The organism is Pseudoalteromonas sp. SR44-8, from assembly GCF_014163635.1.
Classification (GTDB): Bacteria; Pseudomonadota; Gammaproteobacteria; order Enterobacterales; family Alteromonadaceae; genus Pseudoalteromonas; species Pseudoalteromonas rhizosphaerae.
In genome coordinates this window covers 103,066-119,505 of the sequence record NZ_JACJDS010000010.1, presented here as the reverse complement: position 1 = coordinate 119,505, position 16,440 = coordinate 103,066, and the positions used below count along the sequence as shown (strand labels likewise).

The 16,440-nt window shown below is 40.3% G+C and carries 14 protein-coding genes and 2 tRNA genes; 9 read left to right on the top strand and 7 right to left on the bottom strand.

Annotated features, from left to right (window positions below):
• Positions 1–100: 100 nt before the first annotated feature.
• Positions 101–2,365: an ATP-dependent Clp protease ATP-binding subunit ClpA gene (gene clpA, locus H5183_RS06890; protein ID WP_145233074.1), complete on the bottom strand. Its 2,265-nt coding sequence runs from the start codon at positions 2,363–2,365 to the stop codon at positions 101–103.
• A gap of 69 nt (positions 2,366–2,434) precedes the next feature.
• The gene (clpS, locus tag H5183_RS06885) at positions 2,435–2,743 is read right to left on the bottom strand and encodes an ATP-dependent Clp protease adapter ClpS (RefSeq protein ID WP_179959204.1); all 309 of its coding nucleotides are present in this window, start codon (positions 2,741–2,743) and stop codon (positions 2,435–2,437) included.
• 209 nt (positions 2,744–2,952) lie between these two features.
• On the opposite strand from clpS, the gene cspD reads away from it, so the two are divergent.
• Both cspD and H5183_RS06875 read left to right on the top strand, forming a co-directional pair.
• Positions 2,953–3,168 carry a cold shock domain-containing protein CspD gene (cspD, locus tag H5183_RS06880; protein WP_054204685.1) on the top strand — a complete coding sequence of 72 codons (216 nt, stop codon included), beginning with the start codon at positions 2,953–2,955 and terminating at the stop codon, positions 3,166–3,168.
• 465 nt (positions 3,169–3,633) lie between these two features.
• A complete protein-coding gene (locus H5183_RS06875; RefSeq protein WP_182731298.1) occupies positions 3,634–5,856 on the top strand; it encodes an NADP-dependent isocitrate dehydrogenase in 2,223 nt (740 codons plus the stop codon).
• A 148-nt stretch (positions 5,857–6,004) separates the two neighbouring features.
• Here the strand turns inward: H5183_RS06875 and H5183_RS06870 are convergent, their stop codons facing one another.
• From H5183_RS06870 to H5183_RS06860, 3 genes are all read right to left on the bottom strand, one after another.
• Positions 6,005–7,246, bottom strand: a complete 1,242-nt coding sequence (locus H5183_RS06870) for an amidohydrolase family protein (RefSeq protein WP_145233072.1) — start codon at positions 7,244–7,246, stop codon at positions 6,005–6,007.
• A 12-nt stretch (positions 7,247–7,258) separates the two neighbouring features.
• Positions 7,259–8,641, bottom strand: coding sequence for an amidohydrolase (locus H5183_RS06865; RefSeq protein WP_145233390.1), 1,383 nt, complete (start codon positions 8,639–8,641; stop codon positions 7,259–7,261).
• Between the two features lie 96 nt (positions 8,642–8,737).
• Positions 8,738–9,523 carry a hypothetical protein gene (locus H5183_RS06860; RefSeq protein ID WP_145233071.1) on the bottom strand — a complete coding sequence of 262 codons (786 nt, stop codon included), beginning with the start codon at positions 9,521–9,523 and terminating at the stop codon, positions 8,738–8,740.
• Between the two features lie 352 nt (positions 9,524–9,875).
• Here H5183_RS06860 and H5183_RS06855 point away from each other — a divergent pair, with 352 nt between their 5' ends.
• Positions 9,876–10,241: a DUF3718 domain-containing protein gene (locus H5183_RS06855; RefSeq protein WP_182731283.1), complete on the top strand. Its 366-nt coding sequence runs from the start codon at positions 9,876–9,878 to the stop codon at positions 10,239–10,241.
• Between the two features lie 58 nt (positions 10,242–10,299).
• Here the strand turns inward: H5183_RS06855 and H5183_RS06850 are convergent, their stop codons facing one another.
• Complete coding sequence (locus tag H5183_RS06850; RefSeq protein ID WP_145233069.1) at positions 10,300–10,995, bottom strand: DUF445 domain-containing protein; 696 nt, start codon at positions 10,993–10,995, stop codon at positions 10,300–10,302.
• Positions 10,996–11,126: 131 nt separating this feature from the next.
• Here H5183_RS06850 and H5183_RS06845 point away from each other — a divergent pair, with 131 nt between their 5' ends.
• Complete coding sequence (locus H5183_RS06845) at positions 11,127–11,987, top strand: fructosamine kinase family protein (protein ID WP_182717354.1); 861 nt, start codon at positions 11,127–11,129, stop codon at positions 11,985–11,987.
• A gap of 183 nt (positions 11,988–12,170) precedes the next feature.
• Complete coding sequence (locus H5183_RS06840; protein WP_145233067.1) at positions 12,171–12,374, top strand: CPXCG motif-containing cysteine-rich protein; 204 nt, start codon at positions 12,171–12,173, stop codon at positions 12,372–12,374.
• An 18-nt stretch (positions 12,375–12,392) separates the two neighbouring features.
• Here the strand turns inward: H5183_RS06840 and H5183_RS06835 are convergent, their stop codons facing one another.
• Positions 12,393–13,022 carry a riboflavin synthase subunit alpha gene (locus H5183_RS06835; RefSeq protein WP_145233066.1) on the bottom strand — a complete coding sequence of 210 codons (630 nt, stop codon included), beginning with the start codon at positions 13,020–13,022 and terminating at the stop codon, positions 12,393–12,395.
• A gap of 176 nt (positions 13,023–13,198) precedes the next feature.
• Here H5183_RS06835 and H5183_RS06830 point away from each other — a divergent pair, with 176 nt between their 5' ends.
• The 4 genes from H5183_RS06830 (at position 13,199) to H5183_RS06815 (ending at position 15,900) form a co-directional block, all read left to right on the top strand.
• The gene (locus H5183_RS06830; RefSeq protein ID WP_182731282.1) at positions 13,199–14,554 is read left to right on the top strand and encodes an MATE family efflux transporter; all 1,356 of its coding nucleotides are present in this window, start codon (positions 13,199–13,201) and stop codon (positions 14,552–14,554) included.
• Positions 14,532–15,602 (top strand): DUF3080 family protein, encoded by a 1,071-nt coding sequence (locus H5183_RS06825; RefSeq protein WP_182731281.1) that lies wholly within the window; start codon positions 14,532–14,534, stop codon positions 15,600–15,602. Before H5183_RS06830 ends, H5183_RS06825 begins: the two co-directional genes overlap by 23 nt.
• Before the next feature lie 111 nt (positions 15,603–15,713).
• A tRNA-Val gene (locus H5183_RS06820) sits at positions 15,714–15,790 on the top strand.
• Positions 15,791–15,823: 33 nt separating this feature from the next.
• Positions 15,824–15,900: transfer RNA gene (locus tag H5183_RS06815), tRNA-Val, on the top strand.
• Positions 15,901–16,440 lie beyond the last annotated feature (540 nt).

Here is a 16,440-nt window from a genome sequence, read left to right as displayed (position 1 = left end):
GCGTTTATTAAATGTAATTGATAGCTAAACTAACAATTACATTTAATAAACAAAAAGCCCAGCAATTGCTGGGCTTTTTGTTTTCTATTTAACGCTGTAATTATGCAGGTGTTAAATTCGTTTCATAATCAAAACGCAATTTTTTATCTTTGATAGACACTTTCACTGTGCCACCGTCGATAAGTTGCCCAAATAAGATCTCGTTTGCCAGCGGCTTTTTCAATTGCTCTTGGATCACGCGGCCCATTGGACGTGCGCCCATAGCTTTATCGTAGCCTTTATCTGCCAACCATTCCCGCGCTTTATTAGTAAGCTCAAGATTAACTGACTTTTTATCCAGCTGCGCTTGTAACTCAACAATAAATTTATCAACAACCAGTAAAGTTACATCACGATCAAGGTGGTTAAACCAAATGATGTTATCTAGGCGGTTTCTAAATTCTGGCGAAAATACTTTATTGATTTCGCTCATCGCATCATGAGAATGATCTTGATCAGTAAAGCCTATTGATTTACGTACTGTTTCTTGTACGCCCGCATTGGTAGTCATCACCACCACAACGTTTCTAAAGTCAGCTTTACGGCCGTTATTATCTGTCAGCGTGCCATGATCCATCACTTGCAGTAAGATATTGTAAATATCTGAGTGAGCTTTCTCAATCTCATCCAGTAATACAACCGAATGTGGATTTTTAATCACAGCCTCAGTTAACAAACCACCTTGTTCAAAACCAACGTAGCCTGGAGGCGCACCAATTAAACGGCTTACCGCGTGGCGCTCAACATACTCAGACATATCAAAACGGATAAACTCAACACCCATACATTTTGCAAGCTGTTTAGTTACCTCCGTTTTACCTACACCCGTTGGTCCTGCAAACAAGAACGAACCGACTGGTTTATCTTCATTTGATAAGCCTGAACGTGATAAGCGAATGGCCGAGGTTAGTGCATCGATTGATTGATCTTGGCCAAATACCAACATCTTCAAGTTACGATCAAGATTTTTAAGAGTCTCTTTATCGCTTGATGACACACTTTGCTGCGGAATACGCGCCATTTTTGCCACGATCAATTCGATATCTGCCACACCAATGGTTTTTTTGCGTTTAGAGATCGGTTGTAATCGTTGGCTAGCACCCGCTTCATCAATAACATCAATGGCTTTATCAGGTAAGTGACGCTCATTAATGTACTTAGCACTGAGCTCTGCCGCCGCTTTTAACGCTTTTTGCGTATAGCGAATGCCATGATGCTCTTCGTAACGTTCTTTTAAACCATTAAGTATTTTAGTGGTATCAGCGACACTTGGTTCAAGTACATCAATTTTCTGAAAACGGCGCACTAACGCACGGTCTTTTTCAAAGATATTTTTATACTCGTTATAGGTAGTTGAGCCCATACAACGTAACTTACCGCTCGAAAGCAGTGGTTTAAGCAGGTTAGATGCGTCCATAACGCCACCAGAGGCTGCGCCGGCACCAATTATGGTATGGATCTCATCAATAAACAAAATAGCGCCAGGTTTCGCCTGAAGCTCTTTTAGTAATGCTTTAAAGCGCTTTTCAAAATCACCGCGGTATTTAGTACCAGCAAGTAATGCCCCCATATCTAACGAGTACACCACAGCATCGGCAATCACTTCGGGTACTTGTTCATGCACTATGCGATACGCTAGACCTTCAGCAATAGCAGTTTTACCTACCCCAGCTTCGCCAACTAATAACGGATTATTCTTTTTACGACGACACAGTACTTGCACCGTGCGTTCTACTTCACTATCACGGCCCACCAATGGGTCGATATTCCCTTCACGGGCGAGTACATTCAAATTAGACGTGAAGTTTTCTAATTTACTTGGCTCTTCGCCTTGAACGGCTTGTACTTCTTCATGGATGTCATCAGCATCTTCACCGCCCATGTCATCGTCTGCTTTAGAGATACCATGAGATATAAAGTTCACAATATCTAGTCGCGAGATATCAGCTTTTTTCAGCAAGTAAACCGCTTGGCTTTCTTGTTCTGAAAAAATGGCAACCAGCACATTGACGCCTGTTACTTCGTTTTTACCCGATGATTGCACATGAAATACTGCGCGTTGCAATACCCGCTGAAAACCAAGTGTTGGTTGAGTTTCACGTTCTTCTTCTAAATCAGGAATGACTGGAGTGGTCTCATTAATAAACTCTGATAGCTCAGCTTTTAATGCTGCCATATCAATCCCGCAGGCGTGTAGCGCTTCTCCAGCCGATGGATTATCAAGTAGGGCAAGTAATAGGTGCTCTACAGTCATAAATTCATGGCGACGTGTACGCGCTTCGCGAAACGCCGCGTTTAAAGTTAGTTCTAAATCTTTGTTTAGCATTAGCAACCCCTTACTGAGATAATATTTTTATACCGTTGTGATGGGTATTTTGATCACCCTACCTTGGTATTATTCCTGCTCACAACTACATAGCAGTGGATGCTCGTTATCTCGTGCATAACGGTTAACTTGTTCAACTTTGGTATACGCTACATCTGCGGTATAAACACCGCAAATTGCGCGACCATTTTGATGAACTTGCAGCATCACATCTGTTGCTCTATCGCTATCCATATTAAAAAACGTCGTTAGTACTTCTATCACAAAGTCCATTGGCGTGTAATCATCATTATTTAAAATGACTTTGTATTTTCGCGGTGGTTGCAGTTTTTGCTTCTCACTATCGCGAACCGTATCTAAAACACCTGAATCTTTCATGCCACTCATAATTAAATATAGTCTTGTCTTTGGAACTCAAGCAAACTTGAATAAAAAATAAATTAAATGTTAAAAAAATAGTTTAAAACACTTGACTGATCGGCGAAATAAACTACAGTCAGTTGTAGATTGATTAAACCTTAGTCAGTCTATCAAACTATACGGTTTAGAATAACTAAATTAGTCAACTTATAGAAGGATGTAGAAGTATGGCTTGTGGTAAAGTCAAATGGTTCAATAATGCCAAAGGTTTTGGTTTCATCGTAGAAGACGGCTGCGAGAATGATATATTCGCCCATTACTCAACGATTGTAATGGACGGTTATAAAACACTTAAAGCTGGTCAAGATGTAACATTCGAATTGCAGCAAGGCCCTAAAGGCATGCATGCGACTAATATAGCGCCTAACGAAGAGTTAGTGTAGTTGTTTAGACGTTCGACTAAAGCGAGCGACCTGTAAAGATCCTCGCTTAATTCCTCTAAACTATTTAATCTCAATTAAATTTTACATTCAGATTCAAAGCTGGCATTTCTAATCTATTAGAAATTAAACGTACAGAATGAACAAAAACTGTCCTTCCTCTTGAAATTCTTTTTTAATACCCCCATGTTATATTTGTTATTAGCCCTTTGTTGCCAAGCTTGTTACACTCTTAGGTGCTTAAAAGCAGCCTCAAAAGGCCCTTTAAACACTAATAATTAGGCTAATGGCTAATTTACTTAGTTTATAAATAACATAAAATTAAATACAGTTCGTCAGGTGTGATTATTTAATCAACAGTATTAACACCTAACTGACTGATCATTGTCACGTCGTGCACGCATGATGGCGATGATATTTCTTTGCATTGTTGAATATGGCTCTTACGCCTACTATCTAGGAATGATGATGACATCAAAAATTATCTACACTAAAACAGACGAAGCTCCGGCACTAGCAACATACTCTTTGCTGCCGATCATCCAAGCATACACTAATGCCGCAGGCGTTGAAGTTGAAACACGTGACATCTCTTTAGCGGGTCGTGTTATTGCTAACTTCTCTGAGTATTTAACTGAAGAACAACGTATTGGTGATGCGCTTGCTGAATTAGGCGAGCTGGCTAAAAAACCTGAAGCAAACATCATTAAATTACCAAATATCAGTGCATCAGTTCCACAATTACGTGCTGTTATCAAAGAATTACAAGCAAAAGGTTACGCACTGCCAGACTACCCTGCAGAACCTAAAACAGATGAAGAAAAAGCAATTCAAGCAACTTACGACAAAATCAAAGGTAGTGCTGTAAACCCAGTATTACGTGAAGGTAACTCTGATCGTCGTGCTCCTGGCTCTGTAAAAGAATATGCACGTAACAACCCACATTCAATGGGTGCATGGAGCAAAGATTCTGCTTCAAATGTTGCGAGCATGAGCGAAGGCGATTTCTTTGGCTCTGAGCAATCAGTAACGCTTGATACTGCTACTGATGTACGTATTGAGCACGTTGCTGAAAATGGCGACGTATCTGTTCTTAAAGCAAGCACGCCATTACTTGCTGGTGAAGTGATTGACGCATCTTCAATCAGTATTACGAAACTACAAGCTTTCTTAGCGGCTGAAATCGATGCTGCAAAAGAAAAAGGCATTCTGTTTTCATTACATATGAAAGCAACCATGATGAAAGTATCTGATCCAATCATCTTTGGTCATGCGGTAAAAGTATTCTATAAAGACGTTTTTGCTAAGCACGGCGCTTTATTTGCTGAGCTAGGTGTTGATGTTAATAATGGTCTTGGTGATGTTTACGCTAAAATCCAAACATTAGACGATGCTAAACGCGCTGAAATCGAAGCTGATATTGACGCTGTATACGCTACACGCCCTGCAATTGCGATGGTTGATTCTGATCGTGGTATCACTAACTTACACGTACCAAGTGATGTGATCATCGATGCGTCTATGCCTGCTGCAATTCGTTCAAGCGGTCAAATGTGGAACAGTGAAGGTAAATTACAAGATACTAGCTTTGTCATTCCTGATCGTTGTTACTCTGGTGTTTATCAAGCAACAATTGATTTCTGTAAAGAACACGGTGCATTTGATCCAACCACTATGGGTAGCGTTCCTAACGTTGGCCTAATGGCACAAAAAGCTGAAGAATATGGTTCACACGACAAAACATTTGAAGCACCAGCAAATGGTGTGATCCGTGTTGTTGATAGTGCTGACAACGTATTGCTACAACACACTGTTGAGCAAGGCGATGTATGGCGCATGTGCCAAGTTAAAGATGCACCAATTCAAGATTGGGTAAAATTAGCTGTAAACCGTGCACGCGCTACCGGTAACCCTGCTATTTTCTGGCTTGACGAAAACCGTGCACACGATGCACAGTTAATCAAAAAAGTTAACGCATACTTGCCAGACCACGATACATCGGGCCTTGATATTCAAATACTTGCACCACTTGAAGCAACCTTATTCTCTCTTGCACGCATTAAAGATGGCCTAGATACTATTTCAGTAACAGGTAACGTATTACGTGATTACCTAACTGATTTATTCCCAATTCTTGAGCTTGGTACGAGTGCAAAAATGCTTTCAATCGTACCACTTATGAATGGCGGCGGTTTATTTGAAACTGGCGCGGGTGGTTCAGCACCGAAGCACGTTCAACAATTCGAAAAAGAAAACCACTTACGTTGGGATTCGTTAGGTGAGTTTTTAGCACTTGCGGCATCACTTGAGCACCTAGCTGTCAATACTGGTAACAACAAAGCACAAGTGCTAGCTGATACACTTGATAAAGCAACAGGTACTTTCCTTGCTGAAAACAAATCACCGTCTCGTAAAGTGAAAGAAATTGATAACCGTGGTTCTCACTTCTTCCTATCTTTATTCTGGGCGCAAGAGCTTGCCAAGCAAAACGATGACAGTGAACTTAAAGCACAGTTCACACAAATCGCCAGTGATTTAGAAACCAACAAAGAACAAATCGTTAACGAACTTAACGATGCACAAGGCCCAGCTGTAAACATCGGTGGTTATTTCCAACCAAATGATGATGCAGCATTTAAAGCAATGCGCCCTAGCACAACATTTAACGATATCTTAGCTATACTAGTATAAGTATCGATTTAAATTTAAAAGGCGCTCACTGTTAAAGTGAGCGCCTTTTTTGTGGTTTTTAAATAATGTTTTATTTTTCACTGATACAAAAAGCAAAAAGGCCGCAAATGCAGCCTTTAAATTGTTCAAGTTACTAAGCTGAACGTAGTTACTTAGTATATGCGCGAGGCATATCTGAGTCAGTAGTATAACGCTTACGGAGTTTATCTTGGCGTGCTTCAGTTGAAACTTCTTCGCCGTTAATAAACATTTTAGTTACGTGACTAGTAAAATCAAATGGGTCATCGTTCCACATCACTAAGTCAGCAGCTTTACCTACCGCCACACTACCGGCATTAATTCCAAATACATCAGCAACATTCGCTGTTATCGCTTTTAATGCACCCGCTTGTGTCATGCCATAAGAAACCGCATTACCCGCGTCAAAACGCAATTGATAAACATTGTGACTGGCATCGCCTGCGATCGACAACAACACCTTTACGCCTGCTTTTTCGAGTTTGCCTGCATTATCTAAACTCGCATGTAGCGAATCAAAACTGCCTGGCAAGCTCTCCATAGAACTTACAATGACTGGAACATTTGCTTGCGCTAATTGCTCTTTTACAACCACGGCATCTTGTGCGCCTGCAATCACTAAATTAAGTGAAAACTGTTGTTTTACTTTGATTAGCTCAATAATATCTGCGGCGCGAGAAGCCGTTACTAATAGTGGCATTTCACCCGCTAATACTTTATCGAGCACTTTATCTTCAGTGCTTGGTACAGCATCGTCTTTTTTATCTTTTTTGCTGGCTTTTTGTTGATGTGCTGCTAACTTATCAATCAAGTTTTTCAGCGACATTGCGCGCGAGCCTTTGCTTTTCTCACCTAAATTAACTACCAGCGCGACTTGCGTTTGCTTAACACTGTCAAACTCACCGCTTAAATCAACTACGCTGGCAAGGCCTGCAAAAATACTTTCTCCGCCATGTGGGGTGATCACATCACGGGTGATGCCACCTTTACGTGCATACGGGATCAAGCTTGAGTGAGCATTAAATGCTAGGCTTGGATCAAAATCGATCCCCGCTTTATCATCGCCAGCATCGCGAGAGCCAGCAACAGCGCCCACTTCAACTAGACCTAACTGATTCATGCTGCCAATAAAGCCAGCTGTAACAATTTGCCCTTTGGCATCAATAATCGTATCAGCTTCGACTGTTGCAGGATTAATAGCAATAATTTTGCCTTCATCCATGATGATGCTAGCGCCTTGTAAAATACCTTGCTCAGTTGAGGTATGAACAGTGGCGTTGATGATCGCGACTGATTGGGCGTTCACCGCAGTACTTGCTAACAAACCAGCAGCAACTAGCGAGAGTGAAAATGAATGTGTTAATTTTGTCATCCTAGTTACTCCTTATTTTTGACCTAACATAAAATCGCTTTGTGCTTGGAATGTATCATCGTAGCGATCATACACTTTCGCACCATCAACAAATACTTGCTCAGCTTTAGCATAAACACTAAACGGACTTTGATTCCAAATTACCACATCAGCCTGTTTGCCAGCTTCGAGTGAACCGGTTTTATCAGCTATACCTAGCGATTTTGCAGCATTCGAAGTGATCCATTTAATTGCGTGCTGTTCTGAAATATTAAACCCATTATCGTTAGCGCGGTACATTACTTTACCGGCTTCTTGGTTTAAGCGCTGGATTGTGGTGTCAGAATCTGAATGAACAACAGCACAAGAATTTTTAACCGCATCAACAATCGCTACGTTCTCTTGTACCATGTCGTAAGCTTCCATTTTAAAGCCCCACCAATCAGGCCAAAGCGCAGCACATGAGCCGTTATCTGCAAGTAAATCAGCAATTTTGTATGCTTCAATACCGTGATGGAAAGTACCCGCGTGATAACCAAACTCTTTTGAAAGGTCAATCATCATTGCCATTTCTTCTGCTTTGTAACAATGATTGTGGATCATTACTTCGCCTTCTAATACACCACGCAATGTATCGTATTTAATATCACGATGCGGCACCTCTGGATTTTTACCTGCTGCATAATCAGCATCGTATTTATCCCACGCGCGTTTATATTCAGCGGCGCCAATCCAAGCAGTGCGATAGCCAGCCATATTGCCCATTCGTGTTGATGGTAAAACCCCTTTACGCCCGTAAACACGCTTAGGGTTTTCACCACAGGCCATTTTTAAACCATACGGTGCGTCAGGGAACTTCATACCCTGCATCGTGTGCGATGGAACATTTTTTAAAGTAACCCCACGACCACCAAATAAATTAGCTGAGCCGGGTAAAATTTGTAATGCGGTAATACCGCCTTCACGCGCGCGGTTAAAGCCAGGGTCTTGCGGCCAAATTGAATGCTCAACCCACACTTCGGCAGTATTTGGGCTGGTCATTTCATTGCCGTCCTGATGAGATTCAACAGAAGGGCTTGGGTATGCTCCTAAATGTGAATGTACATCAATGAGCCCAGGTGTAACCCATTTACCTTGTGCATCAATAGTCAAATCAGCTTGTGCAGTTAGATCTTTACCGACTTGTTGCACTTTTCCGTCAACAAGTAATACATCGGCTTCTTCTAAACGCTCACCTGTACCTGTTAGTACTGTTGCATTGGTGATAAGCGTCGTGGTTGATTTGAGTACCTTATAGGTACTTGGATATGGATTTTTATTGATTGTTACTTTGTCGTCTTGTGGGCCGTTGTCTTGGCAGCCGGCAATCGCCACACCAAGTGCAACAACCAACAATGAAGGAGCAAATTTTTGCATCATATTAGTCTCTGTTGTTGTTTTTTTGTTACTTTATATAAACACACAACATAAAGCTAAAAAATCAGCTAGAGCTGCATTTATATAAGATGAATGTTATTTCTTAATATAATTGTTATACAGTTGCTCAAGTGCAGCTTCTGTTGTCAAACTTGGATCTTTACTAATAAAGTGCTTAACAGTTCGAGTTACGAAGTCTGAATTTTGTTTATGCAATTTTGAAAAATCCTTAATTAGGCAATCGCCATCTTTAGCGGCAGTCACTTTATCGTGACGATGACGATACTGACTCAAGGCTTTATTAAAATCACCTTGGTAGTCTTCTACTAAAATTTTATAAAAATCACTTTTTTGTACTTTTAATTCGCTAATACAATAATTTAAAGCTTCTTTAAAATCAGTAAAAATGGCGCCTTCGACATCAAACTCAGCCGTTTTTTCTCGCACTGTGACCTTGGCTTCTTCGGTTGCATAACTAAAACCACTAAACGCCAAGCGCTCTGCGGCTTCTTTTCCTAACGCCATACCCGCTTTAATGCTATGTGCAAACTCATCACTCATATCGCTAAGTTCATTCTCATGCCACATATTATAAACCCGCAGTGGTTTAGCGTATTTGGCACCGAGTTTGTTTTTTAACTTAGTAAAGCGTTCATCAATCGTCATTAAGCGCTCGTTGTGCAATATTGCATAGCATTCATAGCACGCTGGAATACTAATAAACTCAGCTTCTTCACCTAAATCAATAATGCTTTGTAGCATATGCAATGGCGGGCAATGATCGCGCTCAGTCGCTTCACAGCCACAATAAAAGCAACGGTTAAAATTATGCTGTTCACAGGCGTATGCTTGCTGATAATAACTCGCCAATGTTTTACTCACAGAGTCTCCTAATAGACAGGTATTTTGATAATCAAGACGATCATAACAGGGTTGAAAAATATGTCAGTAATGCTGCACAACAAAGTACAATGACTCTAAAGTAAATAGCATGTAAAACCTATGAAAGCAGATTGAAAAACAACCAAAAACAATAAAAAAAGTGAAAAATAATTTGTTTGAAATATGTCAAAATACATACATTAAATCATTTATTATCAGATAGTTAATTATTATAAAACACATCCACACACGGTGTTACATCTTGTCGATTTTCATTTACAGCTTTATTTAAAAATAAAGCTAATATTTAACTCGTCAACAAGCAGACATACCAAACCACTGGAGAATGATGATGAATACTTTAACAACTACACTTTGTACAACATTACTTTTAAGCTCTGCAGCACTTACTGCAACAAATACTGAGGCTGCACAATTTGTTGCAGCTGATAATAGTCCAAGTACCCAAATATGCATGGCGGTGAGCTCCAATAGGCCTTCGCAACTTTATGCAACGATGAGAGACTTACGTATTAACAAAACAACCACAACCGATAAACTGCGTTGTAACGACATGAGTATCGCAAAATTTGCGGGAACTTACGGTTTTAATAAAACGGCAAAATATCTAAACCTTGAAACGACAACGGGTACCTCAATTCAAGATTTAGCAAAACTAGACCAACAAACAATTATGGTTGTTGCCGGTTCTAAGTAGTATGACTAAGCAATATCAAATTTAAGCAGGCGAGTCGTTGGCCTGCTTAAAAACTAATTTATATGATTGCAGCAATCAGGCCAAACAAACCACCGAATACCCCGCCCCATACAACTAACCAGCCTAAATGCTCACGGATCATGGTTTGTATAATATCTTTGACCATTTTTGGTGTCAGCTCGTCTAAACGCTCATCAACTAAGCCAGAAACCGTGTTAAACAACGAATCACTTGCGAGTCCTGATTGCGTTAATTTTTCATTCACCAAGCTTTTAAACTCATCGGTTTCGCTCATATTAAGTAATGAACCACGCATTTTGTCAATAAATGCTTCGCGCATCGGCTCAACCGCGGTACTACCACCAAACATCGCTAACATGCTACCAAATTGGGAGTGCTCAATAACGTCAAGTAAGCTATCAAAAGCAGGATTTAAATCGACTTCATTGATCACTGGCTGTAGATCAACATTGATATTTTTGTTGCCTAACAATTGAGATATTTTTTGCTCTGAAAAGAACTCGGTTAAAATAAGATTTTTAATCGCCACTTTAAACCCTGCAAACTTCAGCTGGATCACGCCCGACCCATATAACAAAGGTACTTTTTCAAATAACATATGTACTGCGAGTAAATTAGTCACTGCGCCTGAGAGTGCAAATAAGCCGATTGACAGTACAATTGCTTGGTCAAATAGAAAACCCGCCACCACTAAAATCCCGGCAATTACATTGGTAATAAGGCTTTTATTCATCATTCTCTCCACTTGGTTGTTGCATAAAGCTAAGCGCGCGCTTATAAAACATTAATTTTACTCTCAAGAGTTTGTTTATTTAACTACTTTTTGCCATAGTTTAATTATCTGTACAAAAGGCGAACAATGCTATGTGGAATACGGTTAACGAACAGATCAGCCAAGCAATGCATTTTGACTTTAAACACACTATAAAACGCCAACTGCAAAGCCCAAATAACGATAAACTATTTCAACTCAGTGATGGTACACACCAGTATTTTGTTAAAGTAGCTCATCGTAGTGACTTAGAGCGATTTGAAAACGAAGCCCACAATTTACAACTGCTCACTAAAGAGAGCTTATTTATGGTGCCAGATTGTATCACTACAGGTGCTAATATTGAGTTTTCATTTATCGTTTTAGAATGGCTTGAACTTGACCAACAACCTCATACCAACTGGCATATTATGGGTGGCCACCTTGCAAGCCTGCATCTGAAACATCGCCAAGCCATGTTTGGTTTTGATCAGGATAACTTTATTGGCCCAACAACTCAGCCCAATCGCTGGCATAAAAAATGGAATATATTTTTTGCCGAAGAGCGCATTGGCTGGCAGCTCCAATTACTGCATGAAAAAGGCATTGATCTCGTCGACAAAGATTACTTTGTCGCACTGATAAAAGACATGCTACATGGTCATACCGTAAAGCCATCATTGTTGCATGGCGATTTTTGGCGTGGCAACATGGGATTTATTCAATCAGTACCGAGTGTATTTGATCCGAGTTGCTATTATGGTGATCGGGAAGTTGATATTGCCATGAGCGAGCTGTTTGCTCCTTTACCTGACGCTTTTTACATCGCCTATAACAAGCATTACCCACTAACACAGGGCTATGAGCAACGTAAGTTAATTTACCAGCTTTACCCTATTTTAAATCATGCAAATATCTTTGCCGGCCACTATCTTACTGAAGCTAAACAACAAATAGAACTACTACTGAAATAAGGTCGTTTTTATTGTCAAATAGATGTCATAAATGAATAAAGCAGACTATATTTAGATATCGCCTAATGTTGAACAACCCCAGCAATGACAGGCGCTAGCGTTCAATTATGGGGTGCATAACCATTTATCAGCAGCGATAAATAATTACCTTTTATTGCTCTGCTTTGTAAGGTTGAATCATTTATGAAAAACCAACTCTCACAACGGATCTGCTGCCCACATTGTGGCCATCATATTCATATTACCCTTGATGCTAGTGATGGCGATCAAGATTACTTCGAAGATTGCGCAGCATGCTGTAACCCTATCCATTTTAATATGCATATTGACTATGCAAATAGTAAGGTAGAGTTACATATTGATAGCGATGACGAACAAATATTTTAGCCTAGCATTTATATTTGACTACGAAGCCTGCTGTCGTAAGTAATTTTCGACCGTATTGATGATGGTATAAGTTTGTTGATCAACCTCGATATTTAGCGCATCACCAATTGCAGCCTTACCAATATTGGTAATAGCTAACGTCTCTGGGATCAAATGCAGCCAAAAGCCCTGCTCATCGGTTTCACCTACCGTGAGACTAGCGCCATTGACTGATACAAAACCTTTATACATCACATACTTTTGCCATTGACTTGGTAAGCATAACTGTATTTTACAATTATCTTGTGTGTGAATAATATTTTCAATCTGGGCGGTGCAGTGAATGTGACCAGATACAATATGCCCACCTAACTCAGTACCAAAAGTCATAGAGCGCTCATAGTTAACGGTACTGCCAGCAATAAGCTTTCCTAAATTAGTTAACTGTAATGTTTCGTCAATTACATCATAGTGAACCTGAGCAAGCGGTTGATCAGAGATATTATCTACTTTAACAACCGTTAAACAGCAACCATTAATGGCAACGCTGGCGCCTAACTCAAGTTTTGTAACATATTGCTTTGCTACAGCGAGCACTAAACGCATCACACCTTGCTGCTGGTTAGTTGAAATCACCGTCGCTTGTGTTTGCACAATTCCTGTAAACATAAATCAATTCACCTTTTATTACCTAAAGTAGATACTATTCATATTATTTCACGCTTTAGTTTACCCGATCCACGTTATTATTACTGTAACCAATAACATTGACTCATCGCTATAATTTTTGATTCTGTGCTTTATCGATTACACTATCTGCCTCTTCAGTTTACGTAGTAAGTGATATGACTTTTTGTAGTTGGGAAGCCAAACGGTTAGTTTCTCTGGCAATCCCCGTTTTTTTAGCACAAGTAACCTTAGTTTTAATGTCAGTGGTCGACACCATCATGGCAGGACAAGTGAGTCCTACCGATTTAGCAGCATTGTCAATTGCAACCGGCGTATGGAACCCCGCCATGTTGGCTCTGCAAGGCATATTATTAGCCCTGACTGGCATAATTGCGCAATTTTCCGGCGCTAACGATAAAACCGGCATCAGCCATTACTTTCAACAAGGCTTGTACCTAGCTGGTGTATTGAGTGTTATCGGTTTATCTATTGCCTATTTTGCCGATATTATTATTCTCAAACTCGATACCAGCCCTGCTATCGCCAATATGGCCTATGACTATATTCATTTTGTAAAATGGGGCATTATTGGATTTTTAGTGTTCAGTGTTTATCGTAATATTACCGAAGGCATGGGGATGACAAAGCCGGCTTTTTATATCAGCTTAATTGGTTTAGCCATCAATATCCCAGCCAACTATGTGTTTATTCACGGTATGTTTGGTATGCCCGCACTCGGTGGTGCAGGCTGTGGGATTGCCACAGCATTAGTATTTACTGCTATGGCCATCGCACAAGTTATTTATTGCCAATTAAGTAAAAAAGTAGATGCCAAAACATTATTAGCAAACTTTCAAGCACCGCAATTACCAACCATGTGGGCAATTACTAAGGTGGGCATACCAATCTCACTTGCTACATTTTTTGAAGTCACTTTATTTGCCTGTATTCCTTTATTTATTGCGCACTTAGGTGCGGTTGCGGTAGCCGGCCATCAGATTGCTGCAAGTGTCACAACCTTGCTGTTTATGATGCCACTGAGTTTATCTATTGCGATCAGTATTCGGATTGGCAATTTATACGGCCAACATCATTTTGAGCAGCTTAAAAAAGCTATTTCAACAAGCTATATTCTAGCCATGATCATTGCCATTCTACTTGCTGCCATCACCTTCTTTGGCCGAAACGTGATCAGTCAACTTTATACAGATGATGCACGTGTTATTGCCTTAGCAACGTCAATCATGATTCTAGCGTGTATTTATCAGCTACCTGATTCCTTACAAGTAGCTGCCAACGGTATATTAAGGGGTTTAAAACACACAGCACCGATTTCGTATATAACCTTTATATCTTACTGGTTGATTGGTTTTTCACTGGGTTTTGTTTTAGCACGCACCGATTTAATAGTGCCAGCAATGGGCCCGCATGGTTTTTGGGTAGGTATCATCGTCGGCTTAAGTGTAGCCGCAGTGTTATTAATGCTCACTGTCGCGAATAGATTCAAACATGAACCACTTAAAAGCGCTTAAAAAATCGCACCAACAAGGTAACCAAACGTCACGGTTTGGTTACCTTTGTAGTTTACTGTGCTGTTTACTGCTACTTTGTGCATGCACAGATAAACCCGCTGATGTGTATTTAGAATATCAGCAGCGGCTCGCGAATGCGTTAGATAAGCCAACTCCTGATACAGCAAAACTTACCAATGTTGCGCTATCAGTTGTTAGCAACAATAAACCAACAAATGCACAACAGTTGAGCATATTGCAACTGGCACAACTTTCACACTGTAAACTCAATACCCTTATTGCTGAACATAATAGTCAACTAGGAAAACTCGCCTCTCCTGCTAGCCAGTTAATATACCAGATTCAATTTATTCAATTTGCACCACAGTGCTTAGATAGTCTAGAACCTGATTCAAAAAGTTATCAAGCCATAAGTAACGAATTACATAATAAAAAACAACAGTTATTAGAGCAGTTCAAGCAGCTACTTTATAAAGACCCAGAACTAAAACGCACATGGCAGCTAACCGGCTATACACTTGATACAAACTTAGCCGGCCTTGTAGAAACCGAACTTGCGCTGCAAAGCCTAGTGAATTTAAAACAGCAAATAATACAGCAGCAATATGCACAAATAGACTCTCAAGCGCTCTATCCGCTACTGGCACAATTGCGCCAGTTTAACTTCAATCAAGCTTTAATAAGCGCAGTACGCCAACAAACACAGCTAAATAATAGTACTAGTAACTTTTTAGCGAATATTGAGCTAAGCACACTATGCAACCCGCTAAAAAATAAACGCAAAGCACAGATCCTCAGCAACGTATTCAAGAAATATTACTTGCAGCAGTTACAACCCTATCAGGCTCAACTATCAGGTGCTTTAGAGCGCCTAATGCCGTTGTATCGAGCATTATGGCAAGACTCCAGCCCAACACAACCGCAACTAACGGCATTACTAAGCCCAGCGCAGCCAAGTAATATACTCACAGCATTTAAAGACTCCACCAAAACACACGTTATTTGGTGGCAAAAATTTTATAAAACGTGTGAAATCAGCCCAATATGAATAAAAAAACGGCAAACGAACTAAAAAAAGCGTTTCTCGCTTGATTCACTTCAGCGCACGCTATATATTAGCGACCGTTGTTAAGCAATTAGCACAACTTAAATTTATGATACGACCGTAGCTCAGTTGGTTAGAGCACTACCTTGACATGGTAGGGGTCGGTGGTTCGAATCCACTCGGTCGTACCAAATTTAAGGAAAAGTCCTATTAAAATATATTGTACGACTGTAGCTCAGTTGGTTAGAGCACTACCTTGACATGGTAGGGGTCGGTGGTTCGAATCCACTCAGTCGTACCAATCTTAATCACTAATATCCTCAATTCGTAAACCCTAGCTCAGTTGATTAGCCCACTACCTACTCTTGATCACCCGGTCCAAAGGTCAGCGGTTCGAATCCACTCAGTCGTACCAATTCAAGTAAAAACAAAAATCAGCCTAACCTACTTTATAAATCTTAAGTAAACTACAACTCAGCTGGTTAGAGCACTACCCACTCTTGATCACCCGGTCCACAGGTCAGTGGTTCGAATCCACTCAGTCGTACCAATCTTAATCACTAATATCCTCAATTCGTAAACCCTAGCTCAGTTGATTAGCCCACTACCTACTCTTGATCACCCGGTCCAAAGGTCAGCGGTTCGGATCCACTCAGTCGTACCAATCTTAATCACTAATATCCTCAATTCGTAAACCCTAGCTCAGTTGATTAGCGCACTACCTACTCTTGATCACCCGGTCCAAAGGTCAGCGGTTCGAATCCACTCAGTCGTACCAATTCAAGTAAAAACAAAAATCAGCCTAACCTACTTTATAAATCTTAAGTAAACTACAACTCAG

Coding starts and splice junctions, on each gene's coding strand:
- clpA (WP_145233074.1), bottom strand. CDS start 2,365: ATGCTAAACAAAGATTTAGAACTAACTTTAAACGCGGCGTTTCGCGAA.
- clpS (WP_179959204.1), bottom strand. CDS start 2,743: ATGAAAGATTCAGGTGTTTTAGATACGGTTCGCGATAGTGAGAAGCAA.
- cspD (WP_054204685.1), top strand. CDS start 2,953: ATGGCTTGTGGTAAAGTCAAATGGTTCAATAATGCCAAAGGTTTTGGT.
- H5183_RS06875 (WP_182731298.1), top strand. CDS start 3,634: ATGACATCAAAAATTATCTACACTAAAACAGACGAAGCTCCGGCACTA.
- H5183_RS06870 (WP_145233072.1), bottom strand. CDS start 7,246: ATGACAAAATTAACACATTCATTTTCACTCTCGCTAGTTGCTGCTGGT.
- H5183_RS06865 (WP_145233390.1), bottom strand. CDS start 8,641: ATGCAAAAATTTGCTCCTTCATTGTTGGTTGTTGCACTTGGTGTGGCG.
- H5183_RS06855 (WP_182731283.1), top strand. CDS start 9,876: ATGAATACTTTAACAACTACACTTTGTACAACATTACTTTTAAGCTCT.
- H5183_RS06850 (WP_145233069.1), bottom strand. CDS start 10,995: ATGAATAAAAGCCTTATTACCAATGTAATTGCCGGGATTTTAGTGGTG.
- H5183_RS06845 (WP_182717354.1), top strand. CDS start 11,127: ATGTGGAATACGGTTAACGAACAGATCAGCCAAGCAATGCATTTTGAC.
- H5183_RS06840 (WP_145233067.1), top strand. CDS start 12,171: ATGAAAAACCAACTCTCACAACGGATCTGCTGCCCACATTGTGGCCAT.
- H5183_RS06835 (WP_145233066.1), bottom strand. CDS start 13,022: ATGTTTACAGGAATTGTGCAAACACAAGCGACGGTGATTTCAACTAAC.
- H5183_RS06830 (WP_182731282.1), top strand. CDS start 13,199: ATGACTTTTTGTAGTTGGGAAGCCAAACGGTTAGTTTCTCTGGCAATC.
- H5183_RS06825 (WP_182731281.1), top strand. CDS start 14,532: ATGAACCACTTAAAAGCGCTTAAAAAATCGCACCAACAAGGTAACCAA.